The organism is Halodurantibacterium flavum (genome assembly GCF_042681825.1).
GTDB classification, from domain to species: Bacteria; Pseudomonadota; Alphaproteobacteria; order Rhodobacterales; family Rhodobacteraceae; genus Halodurantibacterium; species Halodurantibacterium flavum.
Genome location: NZ_JBHUGH010000005.1, coordinates 204053 through 222554, shown reverse-complemented (window position 1 = coordinate 222554; position 18502 = coordinate 204053). Strand labels below are relative to the sequence as shown.

The 18502-nt window shown below is 65.4% G+C and carries 17 protein-coding genes; 10 read left to right on the top strand and 7 right to left on the bottom strand.

What is annotated here, in order from left to right; genetic code table 11:
* Window positions 1-138 precede the first annotated feature (138 nt).
* The 7 genes from alaS to ACFSGJ_RS07680 all read left to right on the top strand — a co-directional run bounded on the left by alaS (window position 139) and on the right by ACFSGJ_RS07680 (window position 8698).
* On the top strand, window positions 139-2799 hold the full coding sequence (gene alaS / locus ACFSGJ_RS07710; protein ID WP_390260437.1) for an alanine--tRNA ligase: 2661 nt from the start codon (window positions 139-141) through the stop codon (window positions 2797-2799).
* Window positions 2796-3080 (top strand): DUF1330 domain-containing protein, encoded by a 285-nt coding sequence (locus ACFSGJ_RS07705; RefSeq protein WP_390260435.1) that lies wholly within the window; start codon window positions 2796-2798, stop codon window positions 3078-3080. The genes alaS and ACFSGJ_RS07705 overlap by 4 nt, the downstream gene beginning before the upstream one ends.
* 152 nt (window positions 3081-3232) lie before the next feature.
* A complete protein-coding gene (locus ACFSGJ_RS07700) occupies window positions 3233-4453 on the top strand; it encodes an FAD-dependent oxidoreductase (protein ID WP_390260432.1) in 1221 nt (406 codons plus the stop codon).
* Window positions 4454-4587: 134 nt separating this feature from the next.
* On the top strand, window positions 4588-6168 hold the full coding sequence (locus ACFSGJ_RS07695) for a sodium:solute symporter family transporter (RefSeq protein WP_390260430.1): 1581 nt from the start codon (window positions 4588-4590) through the stop codon (window positions 6166-6168).
* 12 nt (window positions 6169-6180) lie between these two features.
* Complete coding sequence (locus tag ACFSGJ_RS07690; RefSeq protein ID WP_390260428.1) at window positions 6181-6909, top strand: hypothetical protein; 729 nt, start codon at window positions 6181-6183, stop codon at window positions 6907-6909.
* Between the two features lie 70 nt (window positions 6910-6979).
* Complete coding sequence (locus ACFSGJ_RS07685; RefSeq protein ID WP_390260426.1) at window positions 6980-7474, top strand: ferritin-like domain-containing protein; 495 nt, start codon at window positions 6980-6982, stop codon at window positions 7472-7474.
* A 132-nt stretch (window positions 7475-7606) separates the two neighbouring features.
* Complete coding sequence (locus ACFSGJ_RS07680) at window positions 7607-8698, top strand: DNA topoisomerase IB (RefSeq protein WP_390260424.1); 1092 nt, start codon at window positions 7607-7609, stop codon at window positions 8696-8698.
* Here the strand turns inward: ACFSGJ_RS07680 and ACFSGJ_RS07675 are convergent.
* From ACFSGJ_RS07675 to ACFSGJ_RS07665, 3 genes are all read right to left on the bottom strand, one after another.
* Window positions 8686-9279 (bottom strand): exopolysaccharide biosynthesis protein, encoded by a 594-nt coding sequence (locus tag ACFSGJ_RS07675; protein WP_390260422.1) that lies wholly within the window; start codon window positions 9277-9279, stop codon window positions 8686-8688. The genes ACFSGJ_RS07680 and ACFSGJ_RS07675 overlap by 13 nt on opposite strands.
* Window positions 9280-9341: 62 nt before the next feature.
* Complete coding sequence (locus tag ACFSGJ_RS07670; RefSeq protein ID WP_390260420.1) at window positions 9342-9470, bottom strand: entericidin EcnAB; 129 nt, start codon at window positions 9468-9470, stop codon at window positions 9342-9344.
* A gap of 59 nt (window positions 9471-9529) precedes the next feature.
* Window positions 9530-11992 (bottom strand): penicillin acylase family protein, encoded by a 2463-nt coding sequence (locus tag ACFSGJ_RS07665; RefSeq protein WP_390260417.1) that lies wholly within the window; start codon window positions 11990-11992, stop codon window positions 9530-9532.
* An 86-nt stretch (window positions 11993-12078) separates the two neighbouring features.
* On the opposite strand from ACFSGJ_RS07665, the gene ACFSGJ_RS07660 reads away from it, so the two are divergent.
* On the top strand, window positions 12079-12957 hold the full coding sequence (locus tag ACFSGJ_RS07660) for an NAD(P)-dependent oxidoreductase (protein WP_390260415.1): 879 nt from the start codon (window positions 12079-12081) through the stop codon (window positions 12955-12957).
* A gap of 125 nt (window positions 12958-13082) precedes the next feature.
* Here ACFSGJ_RS07660 and ACFSGJ_RS07655 read toward each other — a convergent pair whose 3' ends face one another.
* Both ACFSGJ_RS07655 and ACFSGJ_RS07650 read right to left on the bottom strand, forming a co-directional pair.
* Complete coding sequence (locus tag ACFSGJ_RS07655; RefSeq protein ID WP_390260413.1) at window positions 13083-14459, bottom strand: GntP family permease; 1377 nt, start codon at window positions 14457-14459, stop codon at window positions 13083-13085.
* A 952-nt stretch (window positions 14460-15411) separates the two neighbouring features.
* Window positions 15412-15684: a metal-sensitive transcriptional regulator gene (locus tag ACFSGJ_RS07650; RefSeq protein ID WP_390260411.1), complete on the bottom strand. Its 273-nt coding sequence runs from the start codon at window positions 15682-15684 to the stop codon at window positions 15412-15414.
* Window positions 15685-15886: 202 nt separating this feature from the next.
* Between ACFSGJ_RS07650 and ACFSGJ_RS07645 the strand changes: the two genes are divergently transcribed.
* Window positions 15887-16747 (top strand): DUF305 domain-containing protein, encoded by an 861-nt coding sequence (locus ACFSGJ_RS07645; protein WP_390260409.1) that lies wholly within the window; start codon window positions 15887-15889, stop codon window positions 16745-16747.
* A 53-nt stretch (window positions 16748-16800) separates the two neighbouring features.
* Window positions 16801-17412: a class I SAM-dependent methyltransferase gene (locus tag ACFSGJ_RS07640; protein WP_390260407.1), complete on the top strand. Its 612-nt coding sequence runs from the start codon at window positions 16801-16803 to the stop codon at window positions 17410-17412.
* Between the two features lie 17 nt (window positions 17413-17429).
* Here the strand turns inward: ACFSGJ_RS07640 and ACFSGJ_RS07635 are convergent, their stop codons facing one another.
* On the bottom strand, window positions 17430-17894 hold the full coding sequence (locus tag ACFSGJ_RS07635; RefSeq protein WP_390260405.1) for a c-type cytochrome: 465 nt from the start codon (window positions 17892-17894) through the stop codon (window positions 17430-17432).
* 159 nt (window positions 17895-18053) lie between these two features.
* Window positions 18054-18452: a Cu(I)-responsive transcriptional regulator gene (gene cueR, locus ACFSGJ_RS07630; protein ID WP_043869430.1), complete on the bottom strand. Its 399-nt coding sequence runs from the start codon at window positions 18450-18452 to the stop codon at window positions 18054-18056.
* Window positions 18453-18502 lie beyond the last annotated feature (50 nt).

The window sequence follows — 18502 nt, the reverse complement described above, 5'->3', positions numbered from 1 at the left end:
GGCCTCGCTGCCACTTCCCCGAATGACGCGCTCGAATCCTGCGGCGGTCGGACTTTTCCGCGGTCCAACAGCGGCAGTGGACAGTGCAACCCGCTGCCGCTAAACGAGGGGACCGAACGCACCTGCCGGAGGCCTTTCATGCCCACGCTCAACGATATCCGCTCTACCTTCCTCGATTATTTCGCCCGGCAGGGGCACGCGGTGGTGGACAGCTCGCCCCTGGTGCCGCGCAACGACCCGACGCTCATGTTCACCAATTCGGGCATGGTGCAGTTCAAGAACGTCTTCACGGGCGTCGAACAGCGCGACTATTCCCGCGCCACCACGGCCCAGAAATGCGTTCGCGCCGGCGGCAAGCATAACGACCTTGATAATGTCGGATACACCGCGCGCCACCATACCTTCTTTGAAATGCTGGGGAATTTCAGCTTCGGCGACTACTTCAAGTCCGACGCGATCCCCTTTGCCTGGGAACTGATCACCAAGGAATTCGGCATCCCCAAGGACCGCCTGCTGGTCACCGTCTATCATACGGACGACGAGGCCGCGGATATCTGGAAAAAGGCCGCGGGCCTGCCGGATGAACGGATCATCCGCATCCCCACCAACGACAACTTCTGGATGATGGGCCCGACCGGCCCCTGCGGCCCCTGCACCGAAATTTTCTTCGATCACGGCGATCATATCTGGGGCGGCCCGCCCGGCAGCCCGGAGGAGGATGGCGACCGGTTCATCGAGATCTGGAACCTCGTCTTCATGCAGTTCGAACAGTATGAGGACGGCAGCCGGACCGAATTGCCGCGCCCCTCGATCGACACAGGCATGGGGCTGGAGCGGATCGGCGCCCTGCTGCAGGGCAAGCACGACAATTACGACACCGACCTCATGCGCAGCCTCATCGAGGCCTCCGCGCACGCGACCAGCGCAGATCCCGACGGGCCGGGCCGCATCCATCACCGGGTGATCGCCGATCACCTGCGCTCGACCTCGTTCCTGATCGCGGACGGGGTGATGCCCTCGAACGAAGGGCGCGGTTATGTGCTGCGGCGGATCATGCGGCGCGCGATGCGTCATGCCCATCAGCTCGGCGCGCAGGATCCGGTGATGCACCGTCTGGTGCCGGCGCTGGTGCGGCAGATGGGCGCTGCCTATCCTGAACTGTCGCGCGCGCAGGCGCTGATCGAGGAAACCCTGCGGCTGGAGGAGACGCGCTTTCGCCAGACGCTCGACCGGGGGCTGCGGCTTCTGGATGACGAGCTTTCGCAACTGCCCGAAGGCGCGGCCCTTCCGGGCGAGACCGCCTTCCGGCTCTATGACACTTATGGCTTCCCGCTCGACCTGACGCAGGATGCCCTGCGTGAAAAGGGCCGCACGGTCGATGCCGAAGGGTTCGACACCGCGATGGCCGAGCAGAAGGCCAAGGCGCGCGCCGCCTGGGCCGGGTCCGGTGAGACGAAAGAGGCCGCGATCTGGTTCGATCTGGCCGAAGAGCATGGCGCGACGGAATTTCTCGGCTATGACACGGAGCGCGCCGAGGGACAGGTGCTGGCACTGGTGCGCGACGGGGCGGCGGTCGATGCGGCCGCGGCAGGCGATACGGTGCAGATCGTGCTGAACCAGACGCCGTTCTATGCGGAATCCGGCGGGCAGGTCGGAGATACGGGGCTCTTGCGCTCGGAAACCGGCGTGGCGCGCATCACCGATACCAAAAAGGCGCAAGGTGTGTTTGTCCATATCGCCGAGGTGACGGAGGGCCGTATCACCCCCGGGCAGGGCGCCGAGCTGGAGGTCGATCACAGCCGCCGCAGCGCGATCCGCGCCAACCACTCGGCCACGCATCTTCTGCATGAGGCGCTGCGCCGGGCGCTTGGCGATCACGTGGCGCAGCGCGGCTCGCTCAACGCGCCGGACCGGCTGCGCTTTGATTTCAGCCATTCCAAGGCGATGACCCCTGATGAACTGCGCCGGGTGGAGGATGAGGTGAACGCCTTCATCCGCCAGAACAGCCCCGTCGTCACCCGCATCATGACCCCGGATGAGGCGCGCGGCATCGGCGCGCAGGCGCTCTTTGGCGAGAAATACGGCGATGAGGTGCGGGTCGTCTCGATGGGCCAGGATGCCTCGGGCAAGGGCGTCGATGGCCGCACCTATTCGATCGAGCTTTGCGGCGGCACCCATGTGGCGCGGACGGGTGATATCGGCCTCTGCATCCTCCTCGGCGACAGTGCGTCCTCCTCGGGGGTGCGGCGGATCGAGGCGCTGACGGGCGAGGGGGCGCTTGCCCATCTCGCCGAACAGGCGCGGCAATTGTCCGAGGTCGCGGGCGTTCTCAAGGCGCAGCCCGCCGAGCTTGCCGACCGGGTCCGTTCTCTGATGGAGGAGCGGCGCGCGCTGCAGAATGAACTGGCGCAGCTGCGGCGCGAGCTTGCAGTGGGCGGCGGCGGTGGGCGCGGGCCTGAACCGGTCGAGATCAACGGCGTGCGGTTCCTGGCGCAGGCGATTGCGGGCGTGTCGGGCAAGGACCTGCCCGCCCTGATCGATGAGATGAAGGCGCGGCTCGGTTCGGGCGCCGTGCTGCTTGTGGCCGATACCGGCGGCAAAGCCGCGGTTGCGGCGGGTGTGACGGCCGATCTGACGGGGCGGCTGTCGGCGGTCGATCTGGTCAAGGCGGCGGCCGCAGAACTTGGCGGCAAGGGTGGTGGCGGGCGGCCCGACATGGCGCAGGCGGGCGGCGCCGATCCGGCCCGTGCGGATGAGGCGATCAAGGCGGCAAGCGCCGTGATCGGGGCGCTGGCATGACCGCGCTCTGGATCGCCCATGTGCATGTGTCCGATGCCGAAGCCTATGGCAAATATGCCGCCATCGCGACCGAGGCGATTGCGGCCCATGGCGGCGTCTTTCTGGCGCGCGGCGGGCGCTATCAGCAGCTCGAGGGCAATGACCGCCCCCGCAACGTCGTGGCGCGTTTCCCGAGCATGGAGGCGGCGCTCGAATGCTACAACTCGCCGCGCTATCAGGAGGCGCTGGGGTTTGCGCGCGGCGCGTCCGAACGCGATCTGGTGATCGTCGAGGAGATCTGAGCGGCGCCTGACGCGGCCCAATCGCGGGGGCCGGGCCGGAATTCCCGCCCCGGATGGCCAGTTCTGGAAGGTCTCGGACGGGAAGGGCAGATCAGAAACGCGCATTCTGAAGCGGGCATTCGAAAAGTCATCTGACCGGAAGGGGACGGCGCATGATCGGGCGGCGGGCAGTTCTGGCGGGCGGCATCGCGGCTCTGGCGGCACCGCCGGTTGTCGGGCAGGCGCCGCTGCGCGTTCTGGTGATCGGTGGCGGCGCGGGCGGGGCAGCCTTTGCGCGGACCCTTGCCCTGAACGCGACGGGCGGCGCCGAGATCGTGCTGCTTGAGCCCGGGCGGCTCTATCAGCCGGCTTTCCTTTCGAACCTCGCCCTGACGGGGATAGACGACCGGGCGCTGCGCGGCGCCGGTTATGGCCCGCTGTCGGCGCTCGGCATCACGGTGATCCATGACTGGGCGCTGCCGGTCGACCTCGCCACGACGGAGGTGCGGCTGGCGGCCGGTGGCGCGCTTGGCTGGGACCGTCTGGTGCTGGCGGCGGGGGTCGAGTTCGACGCGGCCTCGGTTCCGGGGTGGGAGCCGAGCTATCAGGGCGTGATGCCCCATGCCTGGCGCGGGGGCGCGCAGGTGCGGCTTTTGGCCGATCAGATCGCGGCAATGCGCCAAGGGGGCACGTTCTGCATGATCGCGCCGCCCATGGGCAGCCGGGGCGATCTCGCGGTGCTCGAACGGGTGACGCTGGTGGCGCAGGGGCTGGCGCAGACCAACCCGGGCGCGAAGGTGCTGCTGATCGACCCGGTGGCGGAGCGTCCGCTTGCCGATGGCTATGCCGAACGGTGGCAGGCGCTGCCCGAGGGGATGCTGGAACGCGTCCACACGACCGATTTCGCCGTGCGCCCCGAGGCGATGGAGGTTCGCTTGGGCGAGGAGGTCATCCCGGTCGATGTCTGCAACGTCGTCCCGGCCCAGCGGGCAGGGCCGGTGGTGGCGGCGCTTGCCGATGGCGCCGGCCGCGTGCCGGCAAGCCCCTGGACATTGCAGGCCGAGGCCGACCCACGCGTCTTTGTCCTTGGTGATCTGGCGGCGACCGGTGCCCCGCGATCCGCACAGATCGCCCTGACCCAGGCCGAGGCCGCCGCCTCGGTCCTTCTGGAAGAGATCGCGGGCAGCTTCACGCACCCGCCCGATTACACCGACCGCGCCTGGCCCGCCCTCGGTTCCGGTGCGGCGGCGGAATGGGTGGCGCGCCATGACCTTGCGCCGGAGGGGCTTTCGGCCCCGGAGACCGGGCAGAACCTGACCGATCCGGCGGCGAACTGGGCCGCGGGCCTTGACGCCCATGACGGGATGCTGGCGCGGATGCTCGGCCCGCGATGACGCCGCCGTGGCCCGTGCCGCGCAGCCATGTCGCGCGCGGCGAGACATGGTTCGCCCACTGATTGTGCATTCCGTGGAACCGCTTGTTCTTTCGTGACGTTTCACACGAAAGCGTGAGCGGAAGGGAGAAAGCCATGCCCGATTTTGAGGTGACGACGCTCGATCTGGTCATCGTCGTGATCTACATCCTCGGCATCCTCGGGCTGGGGATCTATATCGGGCGCCAGCAAAAGGATTCCGGCGGGTTCTTTCTGGGCGGGCGCGGGGCGATCTGGCCGATCATCGGCCTCTCGCTCATGTCCGCGAACCTTTCCGGGACCTCCTATGTCGGGCTTGCCGGCGCGGGCTATGACGACGGGATCGCGGTCTGGAACTACGAATGGATCGCGACGGTCGTTCTGGTCTTCTTTGCCGTCTTCATCCTGCCGTTCTACCTGCGGTCCAAGGTGGAAACGATGCCGGAGTTTCTGGAAAAGCGTTACAGCCGCCGCACGCGCTATGTCTTTTCCGGCTTTTCGGTCGTCACGGCGATCTTCATCGACAGTGCGGGTGCGCTCTTTGCCGGGGCGCTGACGCTTCAGTTGCTCTTTCCCGAATATTCGTTGTGGTTTCTGGTCGTCGTGATCGCGGTTCTGGCGGGCGGTTATGTGATCCTTGGCGGATTGCGGGCGGTGATGATCACCGACACGGTGCAGGCGGTGCTGCTGCTGATCGTCGGCACGGTGATCTTTTTCATGCTGTTCCGAGAGATGGGGTCATGGGAGGCGATCCGCAACGCCGCGCCCGAGGGGGGCTTTACCCTCTTCAAACCCGCCGATGATGATTTCCTGCCTGCGCCCGGTATCCTGACGGGGGTGTTGTGGCTCGGGCTCTATTACTGGATCGCGAACCATGTGGTGGTGCAAAAGGTGCTGGCGGCGCGTGACACCAACCACGGCCGCTGGGGGGTGCTATTGGCGGGGGCGCTGCAGCTTCCGTTCCTCTTTATCCTGATCATGCCGGGCATGATGGGGCGGGAGTTCTTTCCCGATCTGGAGGACCCGGATCATATCTGGCCGGCGCTGGTCTTCGATTTCCTTCCGGTGGGCATCCGGGGGCTTGCGCTGGCGGCGCTGATCGCGGCGCTGATGTCGACGCTCGACTCCGTGCTGAACGGGTCGGCCTCGATGATCATCAACGACTTCGTCAAGACCCGGAAAAAGGACATGGATGAGGCGCGGCTCCTGTGGCTCAGCCGGGCGGCGGTGGCGGGGCTGATGGTGATTGCCGCGCTCTGGGCGCCGATGATCGGGATGTTCGGCAATATCGTCGAGTATTTCCAGTCGTTCCTCGGGCATCTGACCATGCCGGTGGTCGTGGTCTTTCTGGGCGGCCTGTTCTGGCGGGGCGGGACGGCGGATGCCGCCTTCTGGACGCTCGCCATCGGCGTGCCGGTGGGGATCATCGCCTTCATGCTCGGTCAGGTGCTGGAGGTCTTCCAGATCCAGTTCCTTTATGCCGCGGGTCTCATGCTGCTGTTCAGCGCGGCGCTCTTTGTCGTGGTCAGCCTGCGCACCGAAACCGGCGATACCGATCTTGATGAGCTTACCTGGTCGCGCCGCTTCTGGGATGAGGAAAGCGATGAACTGAAGGAGATCCCCGCCTGGCAGAACTATCGCTATATCGGGATCGTGCTGATTGCGATCACCGCCGTGATGGTCGCGATCTTTGCCTGAGCGTGGCCGCCCGTGACCGAGACCGAGGCCCTGTTCCTCAGCCTTGTCGTCGTGGTGGTGCTGGTCGCGGCCCATATCTCGGCCTCCAGCCTGCGCCCCGAACGCTGGATCACGACCGAGGCCTGGCGTTCGCTGGCGGGGGGCGTGGGCTGCGGCTATGTCTTTGTCTTCGTGCTGCCGGAACTGGCCGCGCATCAGGCCCAGCTTACGCCTGACGCGCCCCTGACAATGCGCGAGCGCGAGGTGTTCCTGACCGCGCTTCTGGGGCTTGCCGCCTATTACGGGATCGAGGCCGTGACGCGGGACGAGGGTCCGGACATGGGTCCGCTGCGCCACCGGGGCTTCTGGGTGCATATGGCGGGGTTTGGCGTCTATAACGCTATTGTCGGGTTCGTACTGGCCGAGCGTCCCGCGAACGGTCCGGGCGAGATCCTGGCTTATGGCGGGGCGCTGGCGCTGCATTTCTTTGCCAATGATCACCATTTCATGAACCGCTATGACGGGCCCTATCAGCGCCACGGCCGCTGGGTGCTGTCGGTTGCCACCATTGGCGGCTGGGCGCTTGGGGTCGCACTGCCGGGCGCGGGCGGGGTGGCTGGGTTTCTCTTTGCCTTCCTCGCAGGGGGGATGATCCTCAACATCCTCAAGCAGGAACTTCCTTCGGGCACGAAAAGCCGGTTCTGGGCCTTTGCGCTCGGGGTCGCCGCCTATGCGATCGTGGGCGTCATCCACGGCCGCTGAGCGGACAGGTTCGGGGAACAACGCCCGCAGGCCCCGCGTTGGGATGCGACACCGAACAACGGAGGCCATCATGGCAATCAACTCGCTCAAGGATCTCTATATCGACCAGCTTCAGGACATCTACAGCGCGAACAAGCAGGCGCTGGAGGTGACGGGCGAACTCGCCGAGGCGGCCAAGGATCGCGACCTGAAAAAGGCGCTGAAGGCCGGGGTCGAAGGTATCCAGAACGGTATCGACACCCTCGACAAGATCATCCGTGGTCATGACGCCGACCCCAGTGGCGAACATTGCAAGGGTATGGAAGGGCTGGTGCGCGAGGCCCGGTCCCACGCGTTGGAAGAGGAATATGGCAGCGACGACACCCGCGACGCGATGATTATCGCCCAGTATCAGCGGATGGTGCATTACGCGATTGCGGGCTATGGCTGCCTTGTCGCCTATGCAAGCCGTCTGGATCTGTCGGACGATGCGGCGGCGCTGCAGGAATGTCTGGATCATTCCTATAGCGGCGATGACACGATGACCGAGATCGCGACCGGCGGCGTCAATCAGGCCGCCGAATAACACCTTCTCGTGCCGAAACGGATCGCCCCGCCAGACTGGCGGGGCTTTTCGTTTCTGCAGGTCACTTCTGCGGGGGTGCTGGAACCGGGGAATGGCCTGAGTGGTTTCCCCACACGCCCCAAAGGATGTTTCATGACCCTTCACAGCCCCAGACCCGCCGCCGCAGAACCCGTGCGTCCGGCGCCCGTAAGTCCGGCGCTTGTGCGGCCGCGCCTTGTCCATTCAAGCGACGACATGCCCGGCATCCGCCGCAGGCGCTGCGGCAAGGGCTTTGCCTATACCGACGCCGATGGCAAACCGCTTAGCTGCGCGGAGACGCGCGCGCGTGTCCTGTCGCTCGCCGTGCCGCCGGCCTGGCAGGATGTCTGGATCTGCGCCGATCCGAACGGACATATTCAGGCCACGGGGATCGACGCGCGCGGGCGCAAGCAATACCGCTATCACCCGGATTGGAGCGAGTGGCGCAGCGGCGTCAAGTTCTCGCAGCTGCCGGAATTCGGGCTGGCGCTGCCGCGCATCCGGCGCCGCATGGAGCGGGATCTGAGGGCCGAACCGGGCAGTCCCGAATTCGCCATCGCCGCGCTGATCCTGTTGCTGGACCGCGCGCATCTGCGGATCGGCAGCCGGCGCCACACCACCGCCAGCGGCACCTATGGGGCGACGACGCTGCTGGCGCGGCATGTGCGGCTGGCCAGGGACGGGACCGTGCGCCTGTCGTTCCGTGCCAAGGGCGGCAAGCGTGTGCAGCGCAGCCTGCGCGACAAGCGCCTGCACAAGGTGCTGCAGGAAATCGACGATCTTCCGGGCAAGAACCTCTTTACCTGGATGGATGATGAGGGCGGCGCCCATCCCGTCACATCGGGTCAGGTGAACGACTGGCTGGCGGACGCGGCCGGGGGCATAGATGCGACGGCCAAGACCTTCCGCACCTGGGCGGGCAGCGTCTCGGCCCTGCGGGCGGCGGCGGCGATGTCCCGGGCGGGGGAACGGCTGACGGTGAAGGCGCTGACCGAGGCCGCGGCAGAACGGCTGCACAATACCCCGGCGATCTGCCGCAAGTCCTATATCCACCCGGATATCCTGACGCTGGTCGAACTCTCGCCCGAGGATCTGCTTGCGATCCTGCCGCCCCGTGCCCCCGGCGTGCCGCGCGGACTGGCGAGCGACGAACGGCGTCTGCTGGACTTTCTGGCCCGTCAGACTCTGGGCGGTCAGAGGAAATAGCTCGCCACCGCCACCCCGATCCCGACGACGCAATATCCGATAAGCACAAGAACCCCGTCCCGCACCAGAAGCCCTGCGGCAAAGAACGAGATGGCCGTCGCGGCGATCGAGGCCATCATAGGCACGACCTCCATCAGCGGCATGGTGAAGGTGATCAGCAGGCAGGTGATCAGCGCGACCCAGCTGCCGGGGCGGACGGTCAGAAAGGTCAGGCGCTCTTTCAGGATCGGCTCGATCCAGCCGATGGGCTTGCGCAGGAACTCGACCGCCTTGTGCATCCGCTCGGACGACACCTTGCGGTTGCGGATGAAGGCCGGAAGCCACAGCCCCTTTTTCCCTATCAGCATCTGCACCACGATCAGCGCGATGATAAGGGCGGATATGGTCGGCGTGCCGGGAATGCTCGATATCGGCGAGACCATGATAAGCGCGGGCACCAGCAACAATGGCGCAAGCGAGCGGTCGCCCATCCCCTCGACCACCTGACCGACGGAAACGGTCTCGTCATCCCCGGCCTCATCGAGGTTGTCGAGGACCTTGGAAATCTCTCCGCCGGTTTCGTCCTCTTGGTCCTTGCTCACCTGCGCATCCTCCAAATGAAAAAGCGGGCCTTTCGCCCGCCTTTCCTTTGCCGTCGCTGCCCTTACTGGGCCGCGCGCGCCTCTTGCTGGACGGCGGTGCCTGCGGCTGAAAGGTCCGCGCCCGCACCTTCGACCGTGTTGCAGGCGGCAAGGCCCAGAACGATAAGCACCGGGAAGAGTCGGTAAAGCATCTTCAGCACTCCTGCTTGGTTTCGTGGGTCTAACGCAGGCAGATGCCGATGGTTCCCGATTATTCCAGCGGTATCAGGCGGGTGAGCCCGACCGCCGCCGCACGCGCCAGATCCGGGTCGAGCGACATCGGGATGTATTCGCCGCGCCGCCACAGATCGCCCAGATCGTCGTAATGCCGGCTGAGCGGATGCCCCGATTGCCCCGTCGCGATGATGAAGACCGAGCTGTCCGGATCGCCGAAGTCATAGACCCCGCGATAGCCCGCGCCATGCACGTTGAAGAACGGGTTCGGCCCCTGTGCCGCCAGCGCGCCGCGCATCAGCGTGTCACCGTCGCCGCTGGTGGATTGCCGGATGTTCACGAAATGCCGCAGCACCCGCACATCGCCCAGAACCGGGTGGTCATGCGTGGCCTGATGCGCATCGCCCCAGCGCCAGCTTTCGATGTTGTTGCCATAGGTTTCCGAGAGGCGGACCAGCGCATCGTCCAGCGCGATCCGGGCGATGTCGGTGCAGGTTTCCTGGGCCGAGGACTGGATGATGTTGCACCAGGCGGCCGCCCCGCCCGTGTTGCGATAGACCCGCTCGATAAAGACCGGCTCCACCCGGCCGAACTGATCGGCAAGGGGACCCAGATCGTCGCGGATCAGCCGGTCCTGAAGGGCGCGCATCCAGGCGGAATAGATCAGCGGTTCGGGCAGATGTTCGTTCATCTCGCCGTTCCATTCGGCCAGCAGGGCCAGCGCCCGCTGACGACGGCGTTCGGGCGTGCCCTCGGGCGCGGCTTCGCCCGTGAACCACAGATCGCCCCCGACCAGCGGCAAAAGCGTGCGCGCGGTGTTGCTGACCGTGTCGAGCTGCGCCTCGATGAAGCTGTCGCGGGTATGGACCTCGCGCATCTGCATCAGCCGCAGCCAGCGCTGTATCCGCTGCGTGTCGCCCCAGACAAAGCTCACATGTTCGGGGAAGGGCCGGTCGATGATCTTGTTGTTGGTATTGCCCAGAAGCGAGGTGTCCGGGTCCGTGAAGGCCGGGTTGACCGAGAACGGAAAGGTGCCCTGCCAGCGGTTCGTCGCGATCCAGCCGGGGCTCGGGATGCGCCCCTGCGTCTGGTGCGCGGCGTTGCGGGCGGGCATCGCGCCGACCATCTGCATCGCGATCCGGTCTCGGTCGACCAGTGTCAGGTTCTGCGACGGCGCGATGAAGAGGGGCGCGGCCTCCAGCGCCTCATCGACCGACTGTGCCTGCATCAGGCGCATCGCCGCCGTCATCGAGGTGTCGGCAGGGCTGAGCAGCGTCCAGGCTAGGCTTGCCACATGGCCCTGCGGCGTGATCGAGCCGATATCGTAGTGATAACCCGGCAGGACGGGGCCGTTTTCCGTCCAGCGCAGGGTAAAGGTGCGGGGCTGTTCCTCGGCCACGCGGATGATGGTGCGGCGCGTCTCGAACTGGGCCCAGCCTTGGGGGGTCTCGTATTCCTCGGGGTTGTCGGGGTTCAGGCGTTCGATGAACAGGTCCTGATCGTCCAGATAAGACGATGTGACCGCCCATCCCAGCCGGTCGGACCGCCCCGCAAGAACCAGCGGTATGCCCGGGATCGTCGCGCCGATCACCCCGCCCGAGGCCAGGTCCAGCCGCGCCAGATACCAGACCGTGGGGGCCGAAAAGCCCAGATGCGGGTCGTTGGCCAGCAGCGTTCCGCCCGCCGCCGACCGGCCGCTGGCCGCAGCCCAGGCATTCGACGCCCCCGCAAGTCCCGGTTCCGGAAAGGGCGAGAGGCTGTCGCCGGGCATCCGGATCGTCGCATAGGACGGCGCCACATCGGGAAAGAGCGCACCGAACCGGGGCAGCGAGGCGACCGGCGTCGAGGGATCGTCGGGCAGGATGTCACGCAACCGTTCCGGGGGCAGCACAAGCGACAGACGCGCGCGGATGACCTCTTCGCCCAGATGCCCCGAAAGCTGCACCCCCAGAAGCTTGATGAGCGCGATGGAATCCGCCGGCTGCCAGAAGGCGATCTCGTTGGAAAAGAGAAAGAACTCGGGCGCGCCGCGTCCCAAGGCCTGTTCGTTGACCTCGGCGATCCAGGCGTTCACGCCCCGGGAATAGGCCTCGAGCGCCGCGCGGGTGGGCGCGTCCTGCGCCTCCAGCGACCGCACCGACAGGGTGTAAAGGTCGAGCCGCCGCATCAGCTCATCCGTGCGCAGCGTCCGCGCGCCGAAAATCTCTGACAGGCGGCCCTGCACCGTCCGCCGCATCAGCGTCATCTGCCACAGCCGGTCCTGCGCATGGGCATAGCCGAGGCCGAAAAAGACATCCTCGTCCGCGGCGCCGAATATATGGGGCACATTCGCGTTATCGCGGACGATCTCGACCTCGGCCGAGATGCCGCTGACCCGATGCGTTGCGGAATAGTCGGGGATCGAGCGCGTGGCGAAGTAATAGACCACGGTCAGCGAAAGGCCGCCAAGCACCGCGAGGCCAAGGAAAAGGCGCAAAAGCCAGCGGAACAGGACGACCATGACGGACCCGCAGTTGACGGCAGAGACGCAGCCGGTAGTTAGAGACAAAGCAGACAGGATGCAATCGGTGCAGGGGGCGGACGGACATGGCTAAGGTGGCTTTTCTCGGGCTGGGGGTGATGGGCTTTCCGATGGCGGGGCATCTGGTGCGCGCGGGCCATGAGGTGGTGGTCTACAACCGGACGGCGGCCAAGGCGGCGGATTGGGTGGCCGCACATGGCGGCACATCGGCCGAAAGCCCGGCGGCGGCGGCCCAGGGCGCGCAGTTCGTGATGGCCTGCGTCGGCAATGACGACGATCTGCGCAACATCTGCCTTGGCGAGCAGGGCGCGTTTGCCGGAATGTCCGAGGGGGCGGTCTTTGTCGATCATACCACCGTTTCCGCCCGCGTGACGCGCGAACTGGCGGCCGTGGCCGCCGACCGGGGGTTCGGCTATGTCGATGCGCCGGTCTCGGGCGGGCAGGCAGGGGCCGAGAACGGCGTCCTGTCGGTCATGTGCGGGGGCAGCGAGTCCGACTATGCCCGGGCCGAACCGGTGATCGCCGCCTATGCCCGCATCTGTCGGCGGCTGGGCGAAAGCGGGGCAGGGCAGCTCGCGAAGATGATGAACCAGATCTGTATCGCGGGCCTCATGCAGGGCCTCTCGGAGGCGCTGCGCTTTGGCGAGAAGGCGGGGCTTGACGGTCGTGCGGTGGTCGAGGTCATCAGCCAGGGCGCGGCAGGGTCATGGCAGATGGCGAACCGGCACGAAACCATGCTGGAGGGGCGGTTCGATTTCGGCTTTGCCGTGGACTGGATGCGCAAGGACCTCGCGATCTGCCTCGACACCGCCGAGGAAATCGGCGCCCCCCTGCCGGTCACGGCGCTGGTGGATCAGTTCTACAAGGACGTGCAGGCGCTCGGCGGCGGGCGCCACGACACATCGTCGCTGATCCACAGGCTGCGGGCACTGTCGGGAGGGTAGAGCCACCCGGGCGCAGACGTCGGCGCCCGGCCGGAACGGCCCGGGTGCGACAGACACTCAGGCAGATCGCCACCCGCGCCTTCAATTTCCGATCCAGGCGTCCAGAAGGCGGCGAAGACCCGACCCTATAGCGCGAGGCTGCCGAGCGTGATCACGACGATCGTCGCGAGCACGGGGATAGCGACGGCCACGACAAAGATGTCGGGATAGGATTGCCGGTGCGTCAACCCGCAGATGCCGAGCAGGGTAATGACCGCGCCGTTGTGCGGCAGGGCGTCGAATCCGCCGGAAGCCAGTGCGGTGACGCGGTGCATCAGCTCCAGGCTGACGCCGCTGGTCTCAGCAAGTTGGCGGAACTGTTCGCCGAGGGTCTGCAGCGCGATTGACATGCCCCCCGAGGCTGAGCCCGTAACACCCGCCAATACGTTGGTGGCCACGGCAACGGAGATCAGCGGGTTGCCCGGCGCGATGTTCAGCACGGCGTCGCGGATCAGCGCGAACGCGGGAAGGGAGGCGATTACAGCGCCATAGCCGACCTCGGACGCAGTGTTGAAGATCGGCAGGAGCGCGCCGTAGGTGCCCTGATTCACACTCTCGAGCACGTTGCGATATCGTCGCCAGTGCAGCGCGAGCAGGAGCGCGATGGATGCCACCAGCGCGCCTATGATGGCCCAGACGCCGCGCACGGCGCTGACGTCGGTCGCGCCGTATTCCGGTTGGGCCAGGTAGGTGTTGTCAAGGTTCGGAATGACGATGTAGGTGAACAGGGCGTTCAGCGCGATGACGAGCATTGCCGGGGCGAGCGCGACGGCGACGGAGGGAAGCTCGACATCGGCGGCCTTCTGCTCGGTGACGGGGTGGTCGCCGTAGCCCTCGCCGGCGGCGGCGAGGCGGGCACGGCGCCAGTTGAGCCAGAGCACGCCTCCGCCGGCCATGATGAGGCCCGCGATGAGGCCGAGAAGCGGCGCGGCGAAGGCGTCGGTGCCGAAGAAGGGCGCCGGGATGGCGTTCTGTATCGCGGGCGTCCCGGGCAGGGCTGTCATGGTGAAGGTGAACGATCCCAAGGCAATAGCGGCGGGGATGAGGCGCTTGGGGACGTCCGCGCGACGAAAGAGCGCGTTGGCGATGGGGTAGACCGCGAAGGCGACAACGAATAGCGATACGCCGCCGTAGGTCAGGATGCCGCAGCTCAGGACGATGGCGAGGATGGATTGTTCGGCGCCGAGGCGGTTGACGCCCCATTCGGCGATGGCGCGGGCAGAGCCGCTGTCGGCCATCAGCTTGCCGAAGATCGCGCCCAGCATGAACAATGGAAAGAACTGGACGACGTAATTGCCAAGCGACCTCATGAAGACCTGAGTATACGTCGCCATGATCGGCAGTCCTCCCGCCATAGCGACGGCGAGAAGCGACAGGATGGGCGCAAGAATGAGGACGTTTATCCCGCGATAGGCGAGATACATGAGAAGGATCAATGAAATGAATATGCCGAACAGGTCCACGGCGCTACCTTTTCCCTCTGGAGGGGCGCGGCGCTGCCCCGGTCTTCGGTTAGCGCTATCACCGCAGGTTGCAGGAGGCAACCGCGGTCAGTGTTCCTGTTCTGCCCGGAGACGCTCGGGGCCCGAATGGGGACGGTGAGAAGGCGGGAGCCGTCGTCGACGATGGACTGGCCGGTGACGTAGTCGGAGGGGACAGCAAGAAAACTGCCGTGACTTCGCTGGCTTCGGACATGCGCTTGACCGTGACGTTCTTGGCGGACCGCTCCATGCCCCAGTCGAAAGATTCACCAGCATTGCCGGCGCCATTCTGCGCGACCCTCTGCATCATCAGCGTGTTCACGATCCCCGGCGCGTAGTCTCTGACGGTGATCTCTCGCACCGCACACTTGTTGGTCCCGGAATAGACCGCCAAAGCGGCGTTCCCAACGTGATCGGCCTGTGAGGCGCCGCTGATGATCTTGCGCCATCCTCTCTGAGATCGTCCCTCTCGACAGTCAGGAACCTTAGATTGGCGAGCGGAGGCACCTCGCCAGCGTGATGGACTTCGCCTGCGGTTCGGGTTCGCTGCTGCTCAATGTGCGCAAGCGTATGACCTGAGCACAGCAAGAATTCGATTTCTGGTCCATCAGGAGTAGGTCACCGGACTGCAAGTGTTTCAGCTGGGCACACGAAAAAACAACGCAATTTCGATGTGTTGTGAGAAATTCACTGGATCGACGCAGGCAGCAGGCCCAGAGAATATCAGCTCTGAAAGACCGCTTTTCGGGTCTCCCGGCGACAGGGCCAGTCCTCGGCCCCTCCCGCATAACCCTCGAAAACAACGGAAAAATCCGGCCGCAGCCGGATCGGGAGAACGCTTTCGCGAGGGTATGTGGCGGAGGGGATGGGCCTGATATCCGACCTTCTTCAGCCAACCTATTGATATAAAATATGTTTTACTCTCAGATCGGAGCTACCGGCAGACCTTCTCGAAAACCTCCACCAGTTCCTTGAACTTGCGACGCTGCTCGTCGGGATCTTGGGAGCGGATCGCATCGTCCACGCAGTCATCCGCGTGATCCTGCAGAGTTAGTATTTCGACCTGCGAAAGGGCCGCCCGGATCGCCAGGGATTGATTGAGAATGTCGATGCAGTAGCGACCTTCTTCAATCATGCGGACAATCCCCCGCACCTGTCCTTTGAGACGCGCCAGTCGTTGGATGGCTGCTTGCTTTCGATCTTTCATGACGGGCTGATCGCTTCCTGCGATACGAAAGAACCGGCCTTGGTCGGGAAGGGTTCCTCGGAACCTTGGAGGCCAGCGCGTGTTGAAACATACCCCCATGGGGTATTGGGCTGCGTGTCCGGGCGCCCATCGAATTCTGCGTTGGCAGATACGGTTGCCTGTTGCCCTCAGGCAGATCGCAGAACGAGCAGGAACTCTCGACATGTCCTACGTCCGCTTCGGCCTGATGATCCTCACTTCCACCGTCGTGATGTTCATCCTTATGTACCTTAACACCTATGCTTGGGAGCACGTCTTCTTCTCGGAGACACGCACCTACATGGCGATCATGATGGGGGCGACGATGGCTGTCATCATGCTCGCCTACATGCTCGGCATGTATTCGAACAAGGCGCTGAACATCGCGATCTTCGGCGGCGCGATCATCGTCTTTGCCCTGTCGCTCTGGCTGGTCCGCAGCCAGGTCACGATTTCCGGCCCGAGTTACATGCGGGCAATGATCCCGCACCACTCGATTGCGATCATGACCTCCGAACGAGCGCAGATTCGCGACCCGCGCGTCCGCCACCTCGCCGACGAGATCATCGAGGCGCAGCGGCGCGAGATTGCGGAGATGCGCTACCTGATCGCCGACATCTCAGAAGGAAATGGGGTGGACAGCATCTATCAGGATCCGCCGGCCGAGCCGGGCAACGTCGAGGATGCGCTGGCCAACACCCTCATCAGCACGCTCGATCTCGCACCGATGCCCGAGGCCGAGGCCGAGCGTGTGCTTGGGACCGCCGCTCCCTGCACCTTCAACCGCAGCCCGGAATCCGACCCGATCCTCTGGGCGAGCGAAGGCGGTGCGGCTGCGATGAAATTGAACGGTGTCCTTGTCGGTCTGGAGGCGCAGGGCGATCCGCAGGAGGGTGCGGCGACGTTCTCGGCGCCCGGCACTACGGTGGCCGTGCGGCCGCTTGGCGACGAGGCCGACTGGCGCCAGAACGCGGAGCTGGTGTTCGAGCTCGATCAGGGCCTCAGCGTGGGCTACCGCGGCTTCTACGGTTGCGAAGCGGGCTGAGCGTCATGGCAGGGGTTCGGTGATCACCCACGTCGAGTTGTGAGGGATTGACGATGGCCGAAACACCGAACCGCTGGGAAGGCGTCTACCGGAGCAAGGAGGAGGCTGAGACAAGCTGGTTCGAGGACCGTCCGCAGGTATCGCTCGAGCTCATCGCCGAGACCGGCGCGGGCAAGGATGCGGCCATCGTAGATGTCGGTGCCGGCTCATCGAGGCTGGTGGACTGCCTTCTGGAGCAAGGGTTCCGCCGGATAACGGTTCTCGATCTCTCCGAAACCGCCTTGCGCATGGCGCGCGCGCGGCTTTTGCTAGATGCGCCGGTTGAGTGGGTGGCGGCGAACGTCCTGCACTGGCAGCCCTCCGGCCGCTTCGACCTCTGGCATGATCGGGCCGCGTTCCACTTCCTGACCGAGGCGTCCGATCAGGACGCCTATCTGCGTGTCATGGATCGGGCCCTTGTCGCCAGCGGCCACGCCATCATCGGGACATTCGCGCCAGATGGTCCGGCCTCGTGCAGCGGTTTGCCGGTCGCTGGCTATGACGGGGCCCTGCTTTCCGAACGGCTGGGCAGCGGATACCAGCTCGTCCGATCGCTGAGCCACGAACACCGCACGCCGTGGGGCAGCGTACAGCGGTTCCATTTCGGGCTCTTTCGGAAGGTGTAACGGGTGTCGGGAGATCGTCAATCTGCGGCCGCGTTGGACCGCTGCGCCTGCGTGTCGCGAATGTGTTCGGGCCACGTTGACTTGATGTAGTCCAGAATGGCTTCGATCTCGCCTTGGTCCAGCACGGAGCCGAAGCCCGGCATGCCGGACGTGAAGGTCACGCCCATGTCGTCCAGAACGGCCTGACCGCCTCGGGTGATGTAGTCGATGAGCATGGCGTCATCGTGATGCCAGGTGTGGCCCGTCTTGTCATGTGGCGGCGCCGGATAGAAGCCGTTGGCGTCGGGGCTGCGCCAGTCAGGCTGTCCCTCGAGATCGACGCCGTGGCAGGCCGCGCAATGCTCGACGTAAAGCGCGCGGCCGGAGTCGGTGTCCGTCTCGGAAGCGTGGAGGAACGCCGCAGCCGGAAGCGGCATGAGCCCGATCATCAGGGAGAATGCAGGCAACAGATGCCGACCGGGCAAGAGCGGTTTGGCCGGCATCCTGTGCCCCCGTCTGCGCCACGACTCTGCCATCAGCGAAAAACGACGTATTTGACCAGTGCCGCCATGACGAGCACCACGAGACTGGCGACCACGGCGCCCCACAGCCCCATTCCCCACATCATGCCGCCGCCCGTCACCGTTCCGATCTCCTGAGTGCTAGTGGTCGCGCGTCTTTCCCGCCAGCCCGTCGATGATCGGGCAGTCCGGGCGGGCGTCGCCGTGACAATTCTCGACAAGATGGCCGAGCATCTCCCGCAACCCGGTCAGTTCCGCGATCTTGCGGTCGATCTCGCCAAGCTTCTCGGTGGCGATCGCCTTCACATCCGCGCTGGCGCGGTCGCGGTCGGTATAGAGGGAGAGCAGCTGCCGACATTCCTCGACCGAAAACCCGAGGCTGCGGGACCGCTGGACGAAGCGCAGCCGGTGGACGTCCTCGTTGGAATAGTCGCGATACCCGTTGGCAGCCCGGTCGGCGGTCAGCAGACCGATGTCCTCGTAGTAGCGGATCGTCTTGGGCGGCAGGCCCGATTGCCTGGCGGCTGCTCCGATGTTCATGGCGGCATCTCCGTAGCTTCTTCCGCCAACATAGGGGTTCCAGTCGCTGG

Excerpts from the sequence above, each read along its gene's own strand:
- ACFSGJ_RS07700 (WP_390260432.1), top strand. The coding sequence starts at position 3,233 with ATGATCGGGCGGCGGGCAGTTCTGGCGGGCGGCATCGCGGCTCTGGCG.
- ACFSGJ_RS07680 (WP_390260424.1), top strand. The coding sequence starts at position 7,607 with ATGACCCTTCACAGCCCCAGACCCGCCGCCGCAGAACCCGTGCGTCCG.
- ACFSGJ_RS07640 (WP_390260407.1), top strand. The coding sequence starts at position 16,801 with ATGGCCGAAACACCGAACCGCTGGGAAGGCGTCTACCGGAGCAAGGAG.
- alaS (WP_390260437.1), top strand. The coding sequence starts at position 139 with ATGCCCACGCTCAACGATATCCGCTCTACCTTCCTCGATTATTTCGCC.
- ACFSGJ_RS07650 (WP_390260411.1), bottom strand. The coding sequence starts at position 15,684 with ATGAAAGATCGAAAGCAAGCAGCCATCCAACGACTGGCGCGTCTCAAA.
- ACFSGJ_RS07645 (WP_390260409.1), top strand. The coding sequence starts at position 15,887 with ATGTCCTACGTCCGCTTCGGCCTGATGATCCTCACTTCCACCGTCGTG.
- cueR (WP_043869430.1), bottom strand. The coding sequence starts at position 18,452 with ATGAACATCGGAGCAGCCGCCAGGCAATCGGGCCTGCCGCCCAAGACG.
- ACFSGJ_RS07705 (WP_390260435.1), top strand. The coding sequence starts at position 2,796 with ATGACCGCGCTCTGGATCGCCCATGTGCATGTGTCCGATGCCGAAGCC.
- ACFSGJ_RS07635 (WP_390260405.1), bottom strand. The coding sequence starts at position 17,894 with ATGCCGGCCAAACCGCTCTTGCCCGGTCGGCATCTGTTGCCTGCATTC.
- ACFSGJ_RS07665 (WP_390260417.1), bottom strand. The coding sequence starts at position 11,992 with ATGGTCGTCCTGTTCCGCTGGCTTTTGCGCCTTTTCCTTGGCCTCGCG.
- ACFSGJ_RS07670 (WP_390260420.1), bottom strand. The coding sequence starts at position 9,470 with ATGCTTTACCGACTCTTCCCGGTGCTTATCGTTCTGGGCCTTGCCGCC.
- ACFSGJ_RS07660 (WP_390260415.1), top strand. The coding sequence starts at position 12,079 with ATGGCTAAGGTGGCTTTTCTCGGGCTGGGGGTGATGGGCTTTCCGATG.
- ACFSGJ_RS07685 (WP_390260426.1), top strand. The coding sequence starts at position 6,980 with ATGGCAATCAACTCGCTCAAGGATCTCTATATCGACCAGCTTCAGGAC.
- ACFSGJ_RS07695 (WP_390260430.1), top strand. The coding sequence starts at position 4,588 with ATGCCCGATTTTGAGGTGACGACGCTCGATCTGGTCATCGTCGTGATC.